Here is a 19,621-nt window from a genome sequence, read left to right as displayed (position 1 = left end):
TCTATGTTAGTATAGTGCGATTTCTGAAGTATTATACATAATTAAGTCAGGTGGATGGCACCATAGAAGTGAGAAAGTGTTCGCATGGACAAGGTTATTGGAATTGTGAGTTGTATAGCTTGTAGTAGAAGCCTTCTTTGTCTAGTAGTTCTTGATGCTTTCCTTGTTCGATAACATTACCATCCTTAACTACCAATATGATATCAGCATGTTGGATTGTTGAAAGTCTGTGTGCTATGACAAAACAGGTTTTGCCTTGCATTAGCTTATACATGGCTGCCTGAATTTGCATTTCTGTTCTGGTATCTACATTGGAGGTAGCCTCATCTAATATGAGCATATTTGATTCGATAAGCATGGCTCTAGCTATGGTTAATAGCTGTTTTTGACCTTTGGATATATTTACTCCATCTTCATTGAGGAGAGTGTTGTATCCCTGAGGAAGCCTAGTTATGAAGGAATGAATTTTTGCTGCCTCAACTACCTCCTCCATGGTGGCATTCTGTTTGCCATAGGCTATGTTTTCAAATATAGTACCGTTAAATAGCCAGGTATCCTGTAGAACCATAGTGTAGGCTCTCCTTAAGCTTTTTCTGGTGATATTCATTATAGGGGTATCATCTACTCTTATTTCGCCATTATTAGGATCATAAAAGCGCATTAAAAGGTTAATTATGGTAGTTTTTCCAGCACCAGTAGGACCAACTATAGCAACAAGCTTTCCAGGATCGGCTTTTATATTTAAGTCCTTAATGATGATTTTTTCTGGGGTATAGCCAAAATCAACATGATCGAGATCAATCTTTCCTTCTACATCTGTAATATCCTCCGCGCCTGGAAGGTCCATGGGTTCTGATTCCTCATCTAATAACCGGAAGATTCTTTCAGCAGCGGCCATGGAGGATTGAAGCTCACTGATTATATTGGCAATCTCGTTAATGGGACCTGAGAATTTTCGAGAATAGAGTACAAAGGCGGATAAATCTCCTATGGTAATGCTATTCCAGAGATATAACAGGGCTCCCAGAACGCTCACTAGGGAAAGAGATAAGTTATTTATCAGATTTACAGAAGGACCTACCATGGTACCATAATAATCTGATTGATAATAAGCCTGTACTGCAGCCTCGTTAAAGCTATCAAAGCGGTTTATCATGGTTTTCTCCTGATGGTAGGCTTTGATTGTTTTTTGACCAGAAACATTTTCTTCCACATAGCCATTTAGTTCTCCAAGCTTTCTGGAGCGTCGGCGAAAGAGTGGGCGTACCTTACGGCTCATATAGCTGGTGAAAATAATTGAAATAGGGATTGTAAAAAGAAACACTATAACCAGCTGTGAGGATATGGTTATCATCATTATAAAGGAGCCTATAACTGTAATAAGGCTGGTAGCAATCTGTATTAAATCTGAAGATAGTGAGGTATTGAGAACATCTATATCATAGGAAATTCTGCTGATGATATCACCGGTTTGGTTTTGATCAAAAAAACCAACGGGCAAATCTAAAAGCTTCTGAAATACCTCCTGTCGCATGCGATATACTACCTTCTGGGTAAGACTAATCATTAACCTGGCCAAAACATAGGAGAGAATTGAGGATAGTAGATAAAAGGCTATCATTAGTGCTGAGTAATAAAACACTCTTTCAAAATCAACCTTTCCTTCTCCTAAGACCATAGCATCCACTGCCAGTCCAGAAAGCCTGGGGCTCACAAGGGCAAGTAGATTACTTATTATGGTTAAGAATACCGCCGTAAAAAGCAGAAGCTTGTACTCATAAAGGTAGTTCCACAGTCTAAATAGTATTTTCTTTTTGTTTATTTTTACGGGTTCCTGCACTCCAGAGGTTTGTGAATGTAATTTAGCCATTTATTTCACCTCCCAGCTGCATACGGCTTATTTCTTTATAGATGTCACTAGAGGACATAAGCTCCTCATGCGTTCCTGAAGCAAGGATATTTCCATCCTCCAGAACGATAATATGGTCTGCATGCATAATTGAGCTTACTCTTTGGGCTATTATAATAGAGGTAGTTTCCTTAAAATTGTCTCTAAGACTAGCTCTTAAGGAAGCATCGGTTTTGTAATCCAAGGCACTGGAGGAATCATCAAGAATTAATATTTCTGGTGAATTTGCCAGGGCTCTAGCTATTAATAGCCTCTGTTTTTGTCCTCCGCTGAGGTTAGCACCCTTTGAGGCTACCCTATAATTAAAGCCTTCATCTATGGAGCTTATGAATTCCTCTGCCTGAGCATGTTTTATGCTATCTTTCAGCTGTTCTTCTGTTAGGTTTCTTCCAAAGGATATATTTTCTCCTATGGTGTCTCTGAATAAAATATCATTTTGCAGAACAACCCCGAACATGGTGTGAAGTATTTCCCAGGGAATGCTTCTTATATCCCTGCCATTTATTCTAATTGAGCCTTTATTTACATCATAAAATCTCATGAGCAGTTGAATGATTGTAGTTTTACCGCTTCCTGTAGGTCCGATTATACCAAGGGTTTCTCCTTTTTTAATTTTAAAATTAATGTCAGTAAGGTTGTCCTCGTTATTATTGTAGGAAAAGGATACACCATCAAAAACGATATGATAGTCCTCCTGAACTTTTGGTATTTCTTCTATATTCATATCCTCTTTTAGTTCTAATATTTCAGTTATTCTATTACCCGAGGCAAAGCCTTTAGACATAACCACAAAGATTCTTGTAATTATGAGCATAGCATTTAGAATTATCGTGAAATAGGAGAGAAAAGCTATTATTTTTCCAGGGGTGGATAAACCATTATTAACTCTATAGGCTCCGGTGATAATTACTAGTACAAGGCCTACATTGAGAAATAGATTCATCAATGGGCTGGAGGTAGCCATATTTATGCCGGCTCTTTTTTCGCTATCTACCACTTCTTCATTAGCCTTATGAAAGCGGGCTTTTTCATAATCGGTCTTTGATAGAGCTTTTATAACTCTAATGCCAGTTATGTTTTCTCTCACTACTCTTACCATGGAATCCACTGACTTCTGAAGTCTTGTATACAGAGGAATACCTCTCTTAGATATTATGTACACAGCAATAGTTATAAAAGGGATGATGCTTAATAAAACTAAGGTAAGCACGGGATCCAGAGTAAGGGTGATGATGATTCCTCCTAAGAGTAGAATAGGTGCTCTAATCCCTATCCTCTGCATCATACCTATGAGCTGATGGATGTTATAGGTATCGGAGGTAAGACGGCTGACCAAGGAAGGGATGGAAATTTCATCAATTTGCTTGCTTGATAGGGAAGTTATCTTTTCAAAGAGATCGTGACGTATCCTTCGTAGAGTATCTCTTGTCACTGACGCAGCCATTCTATTTGCTATGATGTTAGCTACCAGTGCTGTTATGGACGCTAGCAGCATAATACCGCCCCAGAGGAGTATTTTAGGGACACTGCGCAATGGAACAACAGAGTCTATCATATAGGAAAGTATCCAAGGAAGTACTAAATCCATAATAGTACCAAAAAATTTTATACTCAGCCCCAGAGCTATCCCTAAGGAATAGGGGCGTAGATAGGAAAATATTCTTTTCACAGTGTTCACCTTCTTTGCCGATTTTTAACTATTATATTATATCACTTTAAGTAAATATAACAAATGTCATTACAAAGGAATAAATACTATTAGCTAATAATACAACGAATAGAGCAATAATTTGTTGTTATTTATAACTATATAGTAGTTTTTAAAATATGAGGAAAACTAGTTAACAAAGATAAAAGAGACTATCATTATGAAATGGTAGCCTCAAATTTAATAAGCTTTAAATGTATTACTGTAAAACAGGTTACTATACAGTTGTTTAATTTTAAGGTGTTGCTTTGTGGATGTTTTAATATTAAGTGATTAGCTATATGAATACTTTAATCTAAAATAGCTTGCTTAATAAGTACATCCGTATCCTGGGTTAGCAATGTCACTTCATCACCAGGATTAATTAATACAACCTCTTCATTTTCTTTAAGAAGGAGTCTGTAGGCTGTCTCTCCTGAAATTAAATAGGCATAGGTGTTACCGTCAATGTTTCCGAACTTTATGCTGTCAACAGTTATGGTTATGGAGTGTTCTAGAGAATCTTTATCGCCAGAGCTCACTCCGAGCCTTTTCTTATAATTGTCTAGGACCTCCTGTTGTGTGTCTCCTGTAGCAACAAGTGAGTAGTCCTGCAGGTTAACTATGGCATACATTTTTGTAAGACCACCGGAATCCTTAAGCACCATTATATAAACAGGCTCTCCATCAACATTTATAATTGAAGGGAAGGAGGCTTTATAGCGAAGGTTTTGTACCTGACCTTCTGCAGCGCTCATAGCTGAGTATTCTTCAGCACCATAGATATCATAATAATTAATAGCACCAGTGCGGCTGTTCATTAGTACAAAACCAATATTTGACTCGTCTGAAGAAACAGAAGTTACACCGGTAAATACCCATATGTCGTTTTCTAGAGATTTATAACCATAATCATCAGTGGTTACAACGGAGCCCTTCTTTGCAAATAAAGAATTCCAATAACCATTTTTTAAGGTTCCATACCAATCATATTGCTTTGCTAATAAATCACCATCATATACCCTGTCTACCCATGCAGGAATATCCTCCAGAGAGTACTTTTCCATATCTCCAGTAATAGGATCCACTATGATTGCACCGCCTACATCCTTAGCACCGAAGAGGCCGGCCCTATAAATATAGTAGGGAGAAATGTAATGAGGCTTTCCTTCCTCGTCTAGCTCAAAATAATAGCTGTCGATAATAGCTGTGGGATATTTGCTATGGATATGTCTCTTTAAATCCTCACTGAAAAAGGCGCTGGGAACATATTTTAATCCCTTTTCAAATTTAATGTACTCTGCTTTTTGGCTTACGGGGTTCACCTGGATGTATCCTGGTATACCTATATCTTTATTGCTTAAGTAGCGAAAGAAGTTTACATAGGAGAGGGCTGAAGCCTTAAGGGGTTTATTATTTACAGTTATAGTTGAATAGTCAGAGGTCTCAAATTGACTTACTAGGTCACTTAAGGAACCCATCTGACGATTACCTATAATTTCAGCACTAGCAGTATCCATTAAAGCTATATTTGATATTTCTTCTTCCTTAATATCATTTAAGAAATTCCTATCTTCAATTCTGCCTTGAGCAAGGGAGGCATAGGTAGAAGCTCTGAAAGGTTTTATTCCTATAAGAATTCCAACTAATAGGATTACAAGACTACCACCTAAAGCAAAAAAGGCGATTTTTATTGGTAGTTCAGTTGAAGTATTTTTATTAGCTCTATTCTTTTTATTAAAAGAGGATAATAATTGCAAGAAAACATAAAGTATTATAAAGGTGATGATTGTTGATATTATTATGAACCATAATTCTCCAGAATGAATATTCAGTGCTGGTGAAATTGAATAGTATAATATAAATGAAAATATTAAAGTAATTATCAAAGGAATTGTCGATTTTTTCATTGTTCTACTCCTAACGTAACTATAGAATTTTCTAACTTAATTATAGAATAAAAATGTATCCTTAATGAAAGTATATTTAAAAAACAATGGTAATAGGTTTAATATAAAAATAAAATATAAGTAAATCCTGAGGAATAACCCCAGGATTTATTGGAATGCATTTATTTTATAGATTGTCCTCTTCGAACTTCTTCATGAAGTCTACTAAAGCCTGGACTCCCTCAGTTGGCATGGCATTGTATATGCTTGCACGCATGCCGCCAACGCTTCTATGACCTTTTAGGTTTTCAAAGCCTGCAGCCTTTGCTTCCTTTACAAATTTCGCATCTAGCTCTTCGTTTCCAGTTATGAAAGGAACATTCATAAGAGAACGGTCTTCCTTGCGTACTGTGCCCTTAAAGAGCTTGCTTTGATCTAAGAAATCATATAATATAGCAGCCTTCTTCTCATTGATTTCCTTCATTGCCTCAAGGCCACCTAGCTTCTTGAGCCACTTAAATACCTTGCCACAGATATAAATTCCATAAGTAGGTGGAGTGTTGTAAAGAGATTCAGCATCAGAGTGAATTTTGTATTTTAGCATTGTTGGGGTACCTGGTAATACCTCTTCAGTGATTAAATCCTCTCTTATAATTACGATTACAACTCCAGCAGGTCCTATGTTCTTCTGAACTCCTCCGTATATAACACCATACTTGGATACATCCATTGGTTCAGATAAGAAGCAGGAGGACACATCAGATATTAATGTTTTACCCTTGGTGTTTGGTAGGGTATGGAATTTTGTTCCGTATATTGTGTTGTTTTCACAGATATAAACATAATCGGCATCTTCACTTATAGGAAGATCGCTGCAATCAGGAATATATGAGAAGGTTTTATCAGCACTGGAAGCTATTGCATTAGCCTTTCCATACATTTTAGCTTCTTGATAAGCCTTCTTTGCCCATTGACCTGTAACTATATAGTCAGCAACACCATTTTTCATAAGATTCATTGGTATAGCTGCAAATTGCTGGGAAGCACCTCCTTGAAGGAAAAGTACCTTATAATTGTCAGGTATATTCATTAAATCTCTTAAATCCTGCTCTGCCTCTTTGATTATGGTGTCATAAACCTTAGACCTATGGCTCATTTCCATAACTGACATGCCAGAACCTTTATAGTCCAGCATTTCCTCAGCAGCTTCTTTTAATACTTCCTCAGGTAAAACAGCTGGTCCTGCGGAAAAATTGTACACTCTACTCATAAACATCCTCCTGTTCAATGGAATAATAAATTTGCTTGTCCACTTTTGTAACTTACAATCCACGCAGCATTATACCTATTTATCTGTGGTAAAATTCAAACATTATGATATACAATTAACACAAATTTACTGGTATAAACTACATATATCATTCTATCACATTTTTATATGGAAAATAAATCTACATTAGATATTTTCTTGTTTATTAATTTATGGAATATTTTACATGTAAACTGTTACAAAAGTTAAGGTTTTCCTTGAGAAATGGTAGGAGAAAAGTATGTTTGACTATTATAAGGGTTATATATCTATGATAACTATAATACATATTAACTATAAAGTTATAAGAAAAGTGGTGAATATAATAGTTATTCAATAATTATTTAATTACAAAGAGTCCTTTTATTATTTAGATAGAAAAGAATCATATAATTACCTTGATTTTGCAGATTTATTATTTATACACTACTCAAAAAAAATATTTATTATTAATGAAAATTAATATTGGAAAACAGTGAATTTTGTGTTAAGATTGAAATAACGATACAGAAATTTTGGTTTAAAACTGAAATTTTATATCAAACAATGTAATCATTTAACATTCATAATACCGGAGGTGCTATAATGACAAATCAAGAATTATCCAAAAGAATCCTCGAGTTAGTTGGGGGTAAGGATAATGTAGTGGCTGCAGTTAACTGCATGACTCGTCTTAGAATTACCTTAAAGGATAAATCTAAGGTTAAGATGCAGGAGCTTAAGGCTACTGAAGGCGTTTTAGGAGTTGTAGAGGATGAAACTCTACAGGTAGTATTAGGCCCTGGAAAGGCAAAAAAGGTTACTGATTTATTCATAGTTGATGCTGGAGTTCAAGGCGGCTCCGTAAGCGATTGGAAGGAAAATAAGGAAGCTATGAAGGCTGGACAGAAGCAAGGTCCAGTAAAGAGAGCTCTTAAGATGATAGCTGACATATTCATTCCAATGATACCTGCTATCATAGCAGCTGGTTTATTTAATGGACTAGCTCAGCTTGTAGGACAGTTAGCTCCTGAGGCTATTGCATCAGGAACAGGATTTATATTCCTCCTTCAAACAATGTTCTCACTTATAGGAAATGCCTTCTTAGGATACTTCGCAATATATACAGGTGTAAATGCAGCAAGAAGCTTTGGCGCAACTCCTGCTCTTGGTGGTATGGTTGGAGCTATGACTATAGGAGCTCAGATCAATACTATTTCTACAGTATTAGGACTTAATGCGGAAAATCCACTTAATGCTATATTAACTACTGGTAAGGGTGGAATCATTGGTGTTATCGTTGGTGTATGGATTCTTTCTGTAGTTGAGAAGAAGGTTCGTAAGATAGTGCCAGATGTTTTAGATTTAATAGTAACTCCTTTAGTTACTCTTTTAATTGTAGCAGTGGTACTTGTTCTTGTAATAATGCCTGTTACTGGCTTCTTATCCGATGTGCTTGTTGATGCTTTATCAGTACTAATAAACTCTGATAATGCTATAGTATCAGTTATTTCTGGATATGTACTTTCAGCTGCATTCCTTCCAATGGTACTTTTAGGTCTTCATCATGGTCTTATACCAATATATGCAATCCAGCTTGAAACCTTAGGTGGAGTTACTTTATTCCCAGTTCTTGCTATGGCTGGTGCTGGACAAGTTGGTGCAGCTATTGCTATATTCCTTAAGGCTAGAAAGGTTAGAAATGAAAGAATGCAGAAGGTTATCGTAGGTGCCCTTCCAGCTGGTATATTAGGTGTTGGTGAGCCACTTATATACGGAGTTACACTTCCTTTAGGTAAGCCTTTTGTTACTGCAGGCTTAGGAGCAGGCTTTGGTGGAGCTTATGTAATGCTTACTAAGGTTATGGCTACAGCTTGGGGTCCATCAGGAGTAGTTGCAACCTTCCTTATGAAGACTGGCGGTATGATGATTAACTTCTTATTAGGTTTACTTATAGCTTATATTGCAGGTTTCATCATAACTATGCTGTTCATAAAAAATGAGGATGTTGCTAACGTATAGAATTAGCTTATAACATTCAAATATATTATAAGACACGGATAAACTATCCGTGTCTTTTCTGATTTTATACTAAAACTGAAAGTGTTAAAATATATAATAAATATAAGATATCAATTAATAGGCAGCTTTACGCTATAGCTATGATGCATTGAGGAGGATTATAATGAGAAAATTTATTGCTGCATTTCTTTCAGTCTTTATGATTTTTGGAATAACAGGCTGTAGTAAAGAGAAGAGTCCAGATGAGGTAGTAAAAATCACCCTAGCTGCCTTAAAGGAAGGAGATTATATAAAGGCCTCTGAGTATATAAATTATGAGGAGCTTATGGATGCAGCTGGTGAGGTGGAAATAGGGGAATTAGAAGGACTAGATTCTCAAGATATGAAAGAATTAGAGGAGCTGGCTGCTTTATTGTTTAAGGAGCTTGAATATAAGATTCTTTCCTTTGAAGAGGAAAAAGCCTCAGCAGTAGTACAAGCTGAAATAACTAATATAGATATGTCTGAGGTATTGGGAGAGGTGTTTCTTCAGATGTTTACCTTAGCCTTTTCTGGTCTAGAGGAAGAGGAAATGAACGAAAAGGCTATGGAGGCTTTCACTGAGAGTATGTCTCAGGAGGAAAGAAGTTTAGTTACTAATACAGTGGATATAGAGCTTACAAAAGAAGAGGATAAGTGGAAAATTAATATTACTGATGAGTTACTAGATGGAATCTTTGGAGGAGTTATTTCTACAATTGAAAATATGAAGGATAGTTTTTAGTTATAATAAAGCTGATAGTCCAAGGGGATTATCAGCTTTTAAAGCTTTAAGTTATATTGACATAAATACCATAAGTTGTTAGTATGACATTAAATGTTCATTAGCTTTAAGGAAAAGGTTTTCTTAAGTTATCGGACAAGCTCAGTAATAAAAGTTTTTTATTAGGCTAACCCATCATGGGAGAACCTATTTAGAATAGGAGGAGTATAAATGGAATTTAATTATAAGTGGCTCCACGACCCGGAAAAGATTAATATTAATAGATTAGAAGCCCATTCTGATCATAAATATTTTCGGGATGAGGAAGGAAAAGATAATTTTCAAATATCTCTTAATGGAAGCTGGAAGTTTTCCTATGCTGCATATTATGAAGCAAGGATAAGAAGCTTTGAGAGGGAGGATTTTGATTGTTCCTTATGGGAGGATATAGAGGTTCCTGGTCACATTCAGCTACAGGGCTACGATAAACCTCAATATGTTAATGTAATGTATCCTTGGGATGGACGAGAACAAGTACCTCAGGGGAGAGCACCGGAAGAATTTAATCCTGTAGCAAGCTATATAAAATATATGGATTTAAATGAAGAACAGCTTAAGGAGAGACTGTTTATATCCTTCCAGGGGGTAGAAAGTGCCTTTTCACTTTGGATAAACGGGGAATTTATAGGCTATAGTACAGATACCTTCACTCCTTCGGAATTTGAGATATCTCATGCAGTGAGAGCAGGAAAAAATAAGATTGCCGTACAGGTTTTTAAGTGGAGTGCTGCAAGCTGGCTGGAGGATCAGGATTTTTGGAGATTCTCAGGAATATTTAGAGATGTTTATATCTATAGCATTCCTAAGGTACATATTTCAGATATTTTTGTTAAGCCTTCATTAGATGAGAAGTTTGCTAAGTGCAATATGGAAATTAATGTAAAGCTGTTGGGTGATGAAGGACAATTTCATATCAGCATATTTGATAAAGAGGGAAATGAGATTAAGAATTTTCAGAGGGAAGCTATATCTGGAAGGTTTTATATAGAGCTTGATAATCCAAGACTATGGAGTAGTGAAGATCCTTATCTTTATACTTTAAAAATAAGCGTTCTAGATAGAGGAAATAACCATCAAGAAACGGTTATACAGAAATTTGGCTGCAGGCGCTTTGAAATGAAGAATAATATTATGCACTTAAACGGCAAAAGGATTGTATTTAAAGGAGTTAATAGGCATGAATTCAGTGCAGAAAGAGGTAGGGCTATTACCAAGGAGGATATGCTCTGGGATGTGCTGACCATGAAAAAAAATAATATTAATGCTGTAAGAACCTCCCATTACCCAAATCAATCATATTTTTATGATTTATGTGACGAGTATGGACTTTATATGATTGATGAAGCAAATATTGAAACTCATGGCACCTGGGCTGCTTATGCGGGAGTGATCACAGAGGAAAATGTAATCCCTGGTGGTAAAGAGGAGTGGCTTCCAGCAATTCTAGATAGAGCAAATTCCATGTTTCAAAGGGATAAAAATCACCCAGCTATACTGATTTGGTCCTGTGGTAATGAATCCTATGGAGGAAAGAATTTTTATGAGATGAGTAAATTCTTTAAGGAAGCTGATGACAGCAGATTGGTTCATTATGAAGGGGTATGCTTTGATAGAAGGTATAATGATACCAGTGACATGGAGTCTCAGATGTATATTCATGTGGATGACATAAGGAGGTTCTTAAAGGAGCATAATGATAAACCATATATAAGCGTTGAATATGCTCATGCCATGGGAAATTCCCTGGGAGCTCATTATAAGTATACTGAACTAGCTTATGAAGAACCCTTATATCAAGGTGGCTTTATTTGGGATTTCATAGACCAAGCTATCTATCACAGAAATGTCAATGGAGAAAGGTATCTAGCTTATGGTGGGGATTTCTTGGACAGACCTACTGACTATGATTTCTGTGGGAATGGTATAGTCTTTGCTGATAGAACCACTTCTCCTAAGCTTCCTGAGGTGAAATATAATTATCAGGATTTTGTACTGCAGGTATCGAAGGATAAGTTAGTCCTTAAGAATAGAAGCTTATTTACTAATACATTCAAATATCTAGGAGAATTAATTCTATATAGAGAAGGAATAGAAGTAAAGAGAATAACCTTTGACCTTTCAGTTAATCCTGGAGAAGAAGGAGTTTACCCTATTCCTGAAGGTTTTATAGAAGCAGATACGAAAAGAGAATTCTCAATAGTAGCCTCTCTTAAGCTCAAGGAAGATTATCCATGGGCAGAGAAGGGGCATGAGGTAGCCTTTGGAGAGTATGTTATTGAAGCGGTGCACAAGGAAGCTGTAGAGAAAAAGCTCTCTTTTGAGCTGATAGAGGGTCATTCTAATATAGGGGTAAAGGGTAAAGATTTCCTAGCTCTATTTTCTAAGAGCAGAGGTGGCATGATTTCTTATGAGGCCATGGGTAAAGAGTTTATCTTGGATGCAGTGAAGCCTAATTTCTGGAGAGCACCTATAGAAAATGACTATGGAAACAGAATGCCCTATAGATTAAGTCCATGGAAGATCATAAGCATGTATTCCATAGGACAGCTAACTAGTGCAGAGGATATAGGAGATCATGCAGAAATAATATATAAGTATACAGCCCCTTATGGAGCTGAAGAAATTGAAGTTTGTACTGTATTGTATAAGGTGTATGGAGATGGAAGACTGGTAATCACCATGGCCACAGAGGGGAATGAAGGACTGCCTGAAATGCCAGAGTTTGGTGTGATGTTTAAGCTCCCAGGAGAGTATGATAATCTTTGGTGGTATGGTAAGGGGCCGGAGGAAAATTATTGGGATAGAAACAGAGGCTATAAGCTTGGAGTTTATGAAAATAAAGTCAAGGATAATTTCACTCCTTATATACTACCTCAGGAGTGTGGAAATCACACAGAGGTAAGGAAAGCCAGAATTACTGATAATGAAGGCATTGGTATAGAAATTAATATGGATAAAAAGAGCTTAAACGCTCTTCCTTACACTCCCCATGTGATTGAAAATGCAGCCCATGCTTTTGAGCTTCCTACAGCTTATGAGACTGTAGTAAGGATAGCTGATAAGCAGATGGGAGTGGGAGGAGACAATAGCTGGGGAGCCCAGACTCATGAAGAATTCCTTCTAAAGGCATCGGAAAAGAGGGAGCTTACCTTTGAGCTGACCTTTATTAGTTAAGTAAGTTAAAAAACCTCTCAGCATTTTTTCGCTATACTGAGAGGTTTTTTCTATTCTAATTTTAAATCGCCTTCTTTGATCCATTGTATTTTTCTGAAGAGGTTTCCTATGATAGGTGTAAGTATAGCTGGAAGAACAAAGCTTATAAGTATTAGACCTATCCAGTCCATAGAGGTTATGGATGCTTTGGTGCCGGCAGATATACCATTTAACCAGCCAGTGTACACACCTATTTGGCCAACAAAGCCGCAGGTGCCCATGCCAGAAGCGATGGCAGCCCCATTCATCTCAAGCTTAAATATACAGGTAGCTATGGGACCGGTGATAGCTGATACTAGGGTAGGAGGTATCCATATCCTAGGGTTCTTAACTATGTTACCCATTTGCAGCATGCTTGTACCTATTCCTTGAGAAACAAGGCCGCCAATCTTATTTTCTCTATAGCTCATAAAAGCAAAGCCTACCATTTGAGCACAGCAGCCAGCAACGGCAGCACCACCAGCGAGGCCGGTTAAGCCTAAGGCTGCGCAGATGGCCGCGCTACTTATGGGGAGGGTCAAGGCGATCCCCACGATTGTAGAAACCAGGATACCCATAAGGAAGGGTTGTAGCTCTGTGGCCCACATGATGACACTTCCTACAGCATTGGCTGCACTGCCTATGGAGGGAGCCCATAAGCTGGAGAGCAGCACTCCTATAAAAATAGTAACAAAGGGTGTGACCAAGATGTCTACCCTTGTCTCCTTGGAGACAGCCTTTCCAAACTCCGCAGCAAATATTGAAACTATAAGCACGGCTAAAGGACCACCGGCCCCACCTAAGGAATTTGCAGCGCTACCTACAGCAGCCAGTGAAAAAAGTACAAGCTGAGGAGCCTGAAGAGCATATCCTATAGATATTGCCATGGCTGGGCCTGAAACTGCTTTAGCAAAGCCTCCCACCGTCACTAAGTAAGGAATATTCAGCTGTTCTCCTAGGGTTGACATTATGGTGCCAATAAGGAGAGAAGCAAATAGGCCTTGGGCCATGGCACCCATAGCATCTATGCCATAGCGTTTCGCTGAAAAGCTTATGTTTTTTCTTTTTAAGAATTCTAAAATATTATAATTGCTCACGACGAAAAGCATCCCCTTTAAAAATGTATTTACAGGTGTATATACACCCATTAAGGAATATAACATTTTTTTCTAGAAAAATCAATATAGCATTATATTATTAATATTTTATAAATGTTAATCATATAATGCTATGTATTGACTTTTAAGTCTTTGTATTTTATCATATAAATAGTTAAATTATTTTTAAAATAAAATATATTGAAATTATTGTTAGCTAATACAAACTCTAGAAGAGTTTCTATAAAATGATATTTTATGAATGCTACCTCAAATTAATGTACAAGCTCTGTGGTAATTGTTTCAAAAAGAGAGGTGGTTTTGTATTGTTTACTATCAGGAAAATATATAATAACAATGTAGCTTTAGTAGAATCAAAAGGGATAAAAAAGATAGTAACAGGCTCAGGAATTGCTTTTAGGAAGAAAGTAGGAGATTTGATTACTGATGAGGCTATCGAAGAGCAATTTATATTAGATAAGGATATCCAGGCTGGAAGCTATGAAGAAATATTTAAAAATATCAGCCCGGAGATATTTCAAGCTATAAATAATGCTATAAATTATGCCAGCAAGGAGTTAGCTGTAACCTTTCTAAGCACCAGCAGACTGGCTATGATAGATCATCTATACTATTCAATTAAAAGATATTATGAAAATAGTACTATAAAAAATCCTCTTCTTTGGGATTTAAAAACCTTGTATACTAAGGAGTTTCAAGTTGCTGCTCGCTGCATTGATATTATTAATCAAGCTTTAAATATTAATTTAAGCCAGGATGAGGGCGGCTTTATAACTCTTCATTTTATCAATGTAACCTATAGCGAGGGTGAAAGAAATTTAGCAGTTTTAGAAGCTGAAGCAGTAAATGACATACTAAATATTATTCAGGGACACCACAGGATAGCATTAAATAAAGAAAGTGAAAAATTCAGGCGTTTAGCTACCCATATAAGATATTATGTGAGGAAGGCAGCTAAAAAGGAAGCTTCAAAAAGTAAAAATACTTATTTATTCAATTATTACAAGCATGCCTATTCCGATGCCTATGAATGTGCTTTAAAAATTAAGGATTATTCAAAGAGTAAGCTGAATTTTGAAATGAATGAGGATGAGCTACTGTACTTTACAGTGCATATCGTAAATTTAATATAAACTTGGATTGTTACCTTAAGAGGGCAAGACCTATTAGCTTTAATCGTAAAGGATTAGAGCTTATTAGGTCTTTTATTTTTTTCTAATAGTATTTTACAAAAGAAAATGCTCGGTCTTGTTTTATTAATTGCTATTGGGACTGGGAGAAGTCATTAATTTGTATCTTAAAATATTTATTAAGATAATTTCATAAAATGAAAGGAGTCATTATATTATGATGAAGTATCTTCAAAAACTAGGTAAAGCTTTAATGCTACCTGTTGCAGTGCTTCCTGTAGCTGCAATTATGATGGGAATAGGCTATGCCCTAGCTCCACAGACAATGCAGGGAGGAGATATCACTGGTGTTGTTGGATTTATTGGATTATTTCTTGTAAAAACCGGTGGGGCTGTTATTGATAATCTCCCACTTCTTTTTGCTGTAGGTGTAGCTATAGGCTTATCCGATGATCAGCATGGTGCAGCAGGACTTGCAGGCTTAGTTGCTTTTCTTACTGTAACCACATTATTATCTGATGGTGTTGTTACAATTATCGATCCAGATATGTCACCAGAGAAGCTTTTAGCCTTTGAAAAAATTAAAAACGCATTTATAGGTATTATTTCAGGTGTTAGTGCAAGTGTTTGCTATAATAAATTTAAGAGTGTTAGGCTTCCTGTTGCTTTATCCTTCTTTAGTGGTAAGAGAGCTGTACCTATAGTAACATCCTTTGTAATGGTTGTTGAGTCAGCAATTTTATACTTTATTTGGCCTGTAGTATTTGCTGGTCTTGTAGGCTTTGGTAAAGGAATTATGGACTTAGGAGCAGTAGGTGCTGGTATATATGCTTTCTTTAATAGATTATTAATTCCTACAGGCTTACACCATGCCTTAAATGCAGTATTCTGGTTTGATATAGCTGGAATTGCAGATATTAATAAATTCTGGGGCTTTGCTGAAGGTGGAATTAAAGGAGTAACTGGTATGTATCAGGCTGGATTCTTCCCAGTTATGATGTTTGGTCTTCCTGCAGCTGCTCTAGCTATGTACCATACAGCAAAGGATAATAAGAAAAAGACTGCGGCAGGTATCCTTCTTGCTGGAGCTGTAGCGTCCTTTGTATCTGGTGTTACTGAGCCTTTGGAATTTGCATTTATGTTCCTAGCTCCAGGACTTTATTTAGTCCATGCAGCATTAACTGGTATTGCAGTATTTATAGCAGCAACCCTTAAATGGACAGCAGGCTTCTGTTTCAGTGCTGGTGCCATAGACTTTGTATTTAGTTCTCAGCTTCCTATGGCAAATAACCCATATATGCTTCTTCTTTTAGGCTTAGTGTTTGCAGTGCTTTATTATGGTATCTTCCGCTTTGCTATTGTTAAGTTCAATCTTCAAACTCCTGGTAGAGAAGATGATGATGTAAGCGAAGAAGAAAAGAGCTATGTAATCTCTAATAGCGATTATGCTCAAGTAGCTAGCCAGATATTAGAAGGTGTTGGTGGAAGAGATAACATTACCTCTGTTGATAACTGTGTTACTAGATTAAGACTTGAGGTTAAGGATTCCACTCTTGTAAATGACAAGAAGATAAAGGCAGCTGGTGCCGCAGGAGTTATTAAGCCAAGCAAAACTTCTGTTCAGGTTATCATAGGAACTCATGTGCAGTTCGTTGCTGATGAATTTAAGAAGATGGTATAGAAGTTAATATAAAAGAGCAGGTTCTTGATAGCTGGCAAAGGCTATCAGGGCCTGTTTTTTTATTCATTTATATTTCTAAATGTTAACAGTTTTGTTTCAAAATCCTTGGTTCTATAGCTTGTTATCTTCTTTTATTTAAGGTAAAATTAGTCATGATAAAAAAGCAGAGTAGGAAATGCGCGTTAAGTGCCAGGGGATAGGAGGTTGCCGCTGGACGAAAAATGCACGCCATTTGCGATGTATTTCCGCTGCCGCTGCCACATATAGATAGCCTTCTTAATGTGGTGAAAATAAGGAGGTAGTATTATGAAAATTTTCAACAAATCTATTGGTACTAGAGATCTGATAATAATCAGCATGCTCATGGCGTTAACCATTATAATGGAACGTAATTTATCAATACAGACCTTAGGTATTAGAATTGGCTTTGGCTTTGTTCCTGTTGCCTGTACTGCTATGCTGTATGGTCCTGTTATATCTGCAGTTTCCTATGCCTTAGCTGATTTTATTGGGATAAGCCTTTTTCCTACCGGAGGAGGATATTTTCCTGGCTTTACAATAACGGCTCTTTTAACGGGTGCTGTATATGGTATGTTCTTGTATAATAGGAAAAAGAGTTTTTTCAATGTTGGAATTGCAGCATCTATAGTTTCTATTATACTGAACATTGGCCTTAACACCTTATGGCTGTATATTCTTATTAAGGATGGCGTCATAGCATATATACCAGCAAGAATTGCAGATAATCTTGCCATGATTCCTGTGCAGTTTATAATAATTCGTTTCATGTGGTATCAGGTTTTCTGTAGGCTTCCTCATAGCTTGAGAGCTTCCTTGGACCTTAGATGTGAACGCTAAGAGGTTGCCATGATTAAATTAAGTGATGAATATAAAAAGATAATAAATTTATTAAATAAAAGCAAGGGGCTCGGCACAAGGCCGGGCCTTGATGCTATCTCAGAGCTTCTTAGACTTATGGGTAATCCCCATAAGAGCCTAAAATATATTCATGTAGCTGGAACTAATGGCAAGGGGTCAACCTCAGCTTTTATAGCTTCTATTCTCATGGCGGCAGGATATAAAATTGGCGTGTATAATTCTCCTTATACCTCAAAGATTAATGAGATAATCAAAATAAATAATAAAGAAATATCTGATCCTCAGCTATTGAATATTATTACATATATAAGTGGATTAATTGAAGCTAATGATCTAGATAATGACAGTCTTCCTACAGAATTTGAAATAATAACCTCAGCAGCCTTCCTATACTTTTTACAAGAGGACTGTGATTTTGTGGTCCTTGAGGTAGGGATGGGTGGAAGATTGGATGCTACAAATATAATTCCCTGTCCAGAGATAGCAGTGATAACACCCATAGGCATGGATCATATGGGCTTTTTAGGAGAAACTATAGAAGCTATAGCCTATGAAAAGGCAGGAATTATTAAAGCTCAGGGTACTGTAGTTTCCTCTTATCAAGAAAAGGAAGCACTAGAAGTAATCAAAAGAGCTTCGAAGGAAAAGGAAGCCTTTTTAAAGACAGTAGATAACAATAATATTTCTATAAAAGAAGAACTTATTACTTGGCAGACCTTTAGCTATAAGGATTATCCATCCTTGAGAATCACTCTTCTTGGTAAACATCAAAGAGAAAATGCTGCACTAGCCATAGAAGCTATAGAAGGGTTGATTAATAATGGCTACAGCATAGGGAGAAAAGATATATATGATGGACTTATAAGAGCTACTTGGCCTGGAAGGTTTCAGATTATGAGAAAAGAAAAGCCGATATTTATAAGGGATGGAGCTCATAATATTCAAGGAGCACAAGCTCTTTATCATACCTTGAACTACTATTTCCCAGGAAAGAAAATTACCTTTATCCTTGGATTTTTAAAGGATAAGGCCTTCGAAGAAATCCTGAGCGTGATAAGCACAATGAGTAAGAAGGTTTTCTTAGTTACTCCCAATAGTCCTAGAGCACTTTCTGCCGAAGAGTTAGAAAAGGTTGCTAAGGAGTATTTTCATGAGGTTTATATAATTAAGGATGTAGCTAAGGTTACAGAAGAAGTAATGAATCAGGCGAATGAGGATGATATAATCTGCGCTTTTGGCTCCTTGTATTTTATAGGAGAGCTAGAAATGTAGAAGTATAATTAATAAATAAAAATATGCTTAAAAGAATTCTTTAGTATTTTAGAATTCTTTTTTTTATGAAAAATAGCATAAGAAGGAGAGTGATTATCACAAATTTATGAAAATATAGAAAAGTTTCTTGTAAGGAGAAAAATTATACTATATAATTTAAGTATTAGTAAGAATTATGTCGAATAATGACGTATATTGTTATAAGTTTATTTTCAAAAACTATATGTGATTGGAGGATGCTATGAGAGATGGTAAACAAAATAATTACTTTTGGTTAATTGCTTTAATAATTATTTCTATAACTCTTGGTGTATTTTTTTTATTAAATAAATATATTTCTGTTTATCACATCTTTGGATTATTCTTCATAATTGCAGCTGAAATAATATTTATCATGGGTGTTTGTAAAACGATTGCTATAAAAAAGATCAATAGGCCCCCGGGGGAGATATATGGTATATTTGCCATAAACAATCTGATAATGATTTTTGTATCAATAATATTTATCATAGAAGAGGGAGAAAGCTTATTGATGTTTATTATTATAGAGCTAATACTTTTATCTATCGGACTAATTCTCCTTAATTCTATGGTGGCAGAAAAGGATAATAATATTAATAAATGATGGTGCCCGTTAGGTTAGTTATAAAATTGATTATGACCATAAATTTTTATAAGAATATTACTAGTTTTGATAATAAGCATCTTTGTAAGAGTCAATTTATGAAAAAAATATGTAAAATTTAAGAATA

The 19,621-nt window shown here is 36.2% G+C and carries 13 protein-coding genes and 1 riboswitch; of the genes, 8 read left to right on the top strand and 5 right to left on the bottom strand.

From position 1 onward, the window contains the following. Positions 1 to 94: 94 nt before the first annotated feature. The 4 genes from ACPWSR_RS02760 to serC form a co-directional block, all read right to left on the bottom strand. Positions 95 to 1,870, bottom strand: coding sequence for an ABC transporter ATP-binding protein (locus ACPWSR_RS02760; protein WP_426350173.1), 1,776 nt, complete (start codon positions 1,868 to 1,870; stop codon positions 95 to 97). Further along, entirely contained in the window at positions 1,863 to 3,578 is a 1,716-nt protein-coding gene (locus ACPWSR_RS02755; protein WP_426350172.1) for an ABC transporter ATP-binding protein, read from the bottom strand. The genes ACPWSR_RS02760 and ACPWSR_RS02755 overlap by 8 nt, the downstream gene beginning before the upstream one ends. A gap of 329 nt (positions 3,579 to 3,907) precedes the next feature. Continuing rightward, a complete protein-coding gene (locus ACPWSR_RS02750; RefSeq protein ID WP_426350171.1) occupies positions 3,908 to 5,506 on the bottom strand; it encodes a hypothetical protein in 1,599 nt (532 codons plus the stop codon). 166 nt (positions 5,507 to 5,672) lie between these two features. After that, a complete protein-coding gene (gene serC, locus ACPWSR_RS02745; protein WP_426350170.1) occupies positions 5,673 to 6,755 on the bottom strand; it encodes a 3-phosphoserine/phosphohydroxythreonine transaminase in 1,083 nt (360 codons plus the stop codon). 624 nt (positions 6,756 to 7,379) lie between these two features. On the opposite strand from serC, the gene ACPWSR_RS02740 reads away from it, so the two are divergent. The 3 genes from ACPWSR_RS02740 (at position 7,380) to ACPWSR_RS02730 (ending at position 12,771) form a co-directional block, all read left to right on the top strand. After that, positions 7,380 to 8,795, top strand: a complete 1,416-nt coding sequence (locus tag ACPWSR_RS02740; protein WP_426350169.1) for a PTS transporter subunit EIIC — start codon at positions 7,380 to 7,382, stop codon at positions 8,793 to 8,795. A gap of 163 nt (positions 8,796 to 8,958) precedes the next feature. Further along, complete coding sequence (locus ACPWSR_RS02735) at positions 8,959 to 9,558, top strand: DUF5105 domain-containing protein (protein ID WP_426350168.1); 600 nt, start codon at positions 8,959 to 8,961, stop codon at positions 9,556 to 9,558. Between the two features lie 210 nt (positions 9,559 to 9,768). Further along, positions 9,769 to 12,771, top strand: coding sequence for a glycoside hydrolase family 2 TIM barrel-domain containing protein (locus tag ACPWSR_RS02730; protein ID WP_426350167.1), 3,003 nt, complete (start codon positions 9,769 to 9,771; stop codon positions 12,769 to 12,771). Between the two features lie 50 nt (positions 12,772 to 12,821). Here ACPWSR_RS02730 and ACPWSR_RS02725 read toward each other — a convergent pair whose 3' ends face one another. Beyond that, positions 12,822 to 13,886 carry a PTS transporter subunit IIC gene (locus ACPWSR_RS02725; protein WP_426350166.1) on the bottom strand — a complete coding sequence of 355 codons (1,065 nt, stop codon included), beginning with the start codon at positions 13,884 to 13,886 and terminating at the stop codon, positions 12,822 to 12,824. Between the two features lie 326 nt (positions 13,887 to 14,212). On the opposite strand from ACPWSR_RS02725, the gene ACPWSR_RS02720 reads away from it, so the two are divergent. The 5 genes from ACPWSR_RS02720 to ACPWSR_RS02700 all read left to right on the top strand — a co-directional run bounded on the left by ACPWSR_RS02720 (position 14,213) and on the right by ACPWSR_RS02700 (position 19,494). Then, on the top strand, positions 14,213 to 15,040 hold the full coding sequence (locus ACPWSR_RS02720) for a PRD domain-containing protein (protein WP_426350165.1): 828 nt from the start codon (positions 14,213 to 14,215) through the stop codon (positions 15,038 to 15,040). Between the two features lie 214 nt (positions 15,041 to 15,254). Next, on the top strand, positions 15,255 to 16,718 hold the full coding sequence (nagE, locus tag ACPWSR_RS02715) for an N-acetylglucosamine-specific PTS transporter subunit IIBC (protein WP_426350164.1): 1,464 nt from the start codon (positions 15,255 to 15,257) through the stop codon (positions 16,716 to 16,718). A 162-nt stretch (positions 16,719 to 16,880) separates the two neighbouring features. After that, a riboswitch (THF riboswitch) is annotated at positions 16,881 to 16,977 on the top strand. Positions 16,978 to 17,024: 47 nt separating this feature from the next. Further along, on the top strand, positions 17,025 to 17,576 hold the full coding sequence (locus tag ACPWSR_RS02710) for a folate family ECF transporter S component (RefSeq protein WP_426350163.1): 552 nt from the start codon (positions 17,025 to 17,027) through the stop codon (positions 17,574 to 17,576). Between the two features lie 9 nt (positions 17,577 to 17,585). Then, entirely contained in the window at positions 17,586 to 18,869 is a 1,284-nt protein-coding gene (locus ACPWSR_RS02705; protein WP_426350162.1) for a bifunctional folylpolyglutamate synthase/dihydrofolate synthase, read from the top strand. A gap of 241 nt (positions 18,870 to 19,110) precedes the next feature. Continuing rightward, positions 19,111 to 19,494: a hypothetical protein gene (locus ACPWSR_RS02700; protein ID WP_426350161.1), complete on the top strand. Its 384-nt coding sequence runs from the start codon at positions 19,111 to 19,113 to the stop codon at positions 19,492 to 19,494. Positions 19,495 to 19,621 lie beyond the last annotated feature (127 nt).

It is taken from the genome of Alloiococcus sp. CFN-8, assembly GCF_049943125.1.
Lineage (GTDB): Bacteria > Bacillota > Clostridia > Clostridiales > Clostridiaceae > JAEXZL01.
Note: the sequence above shows the minus strand (reverse complement) of the source record. Positions and strands in the feature narration are given on the sequence as shown.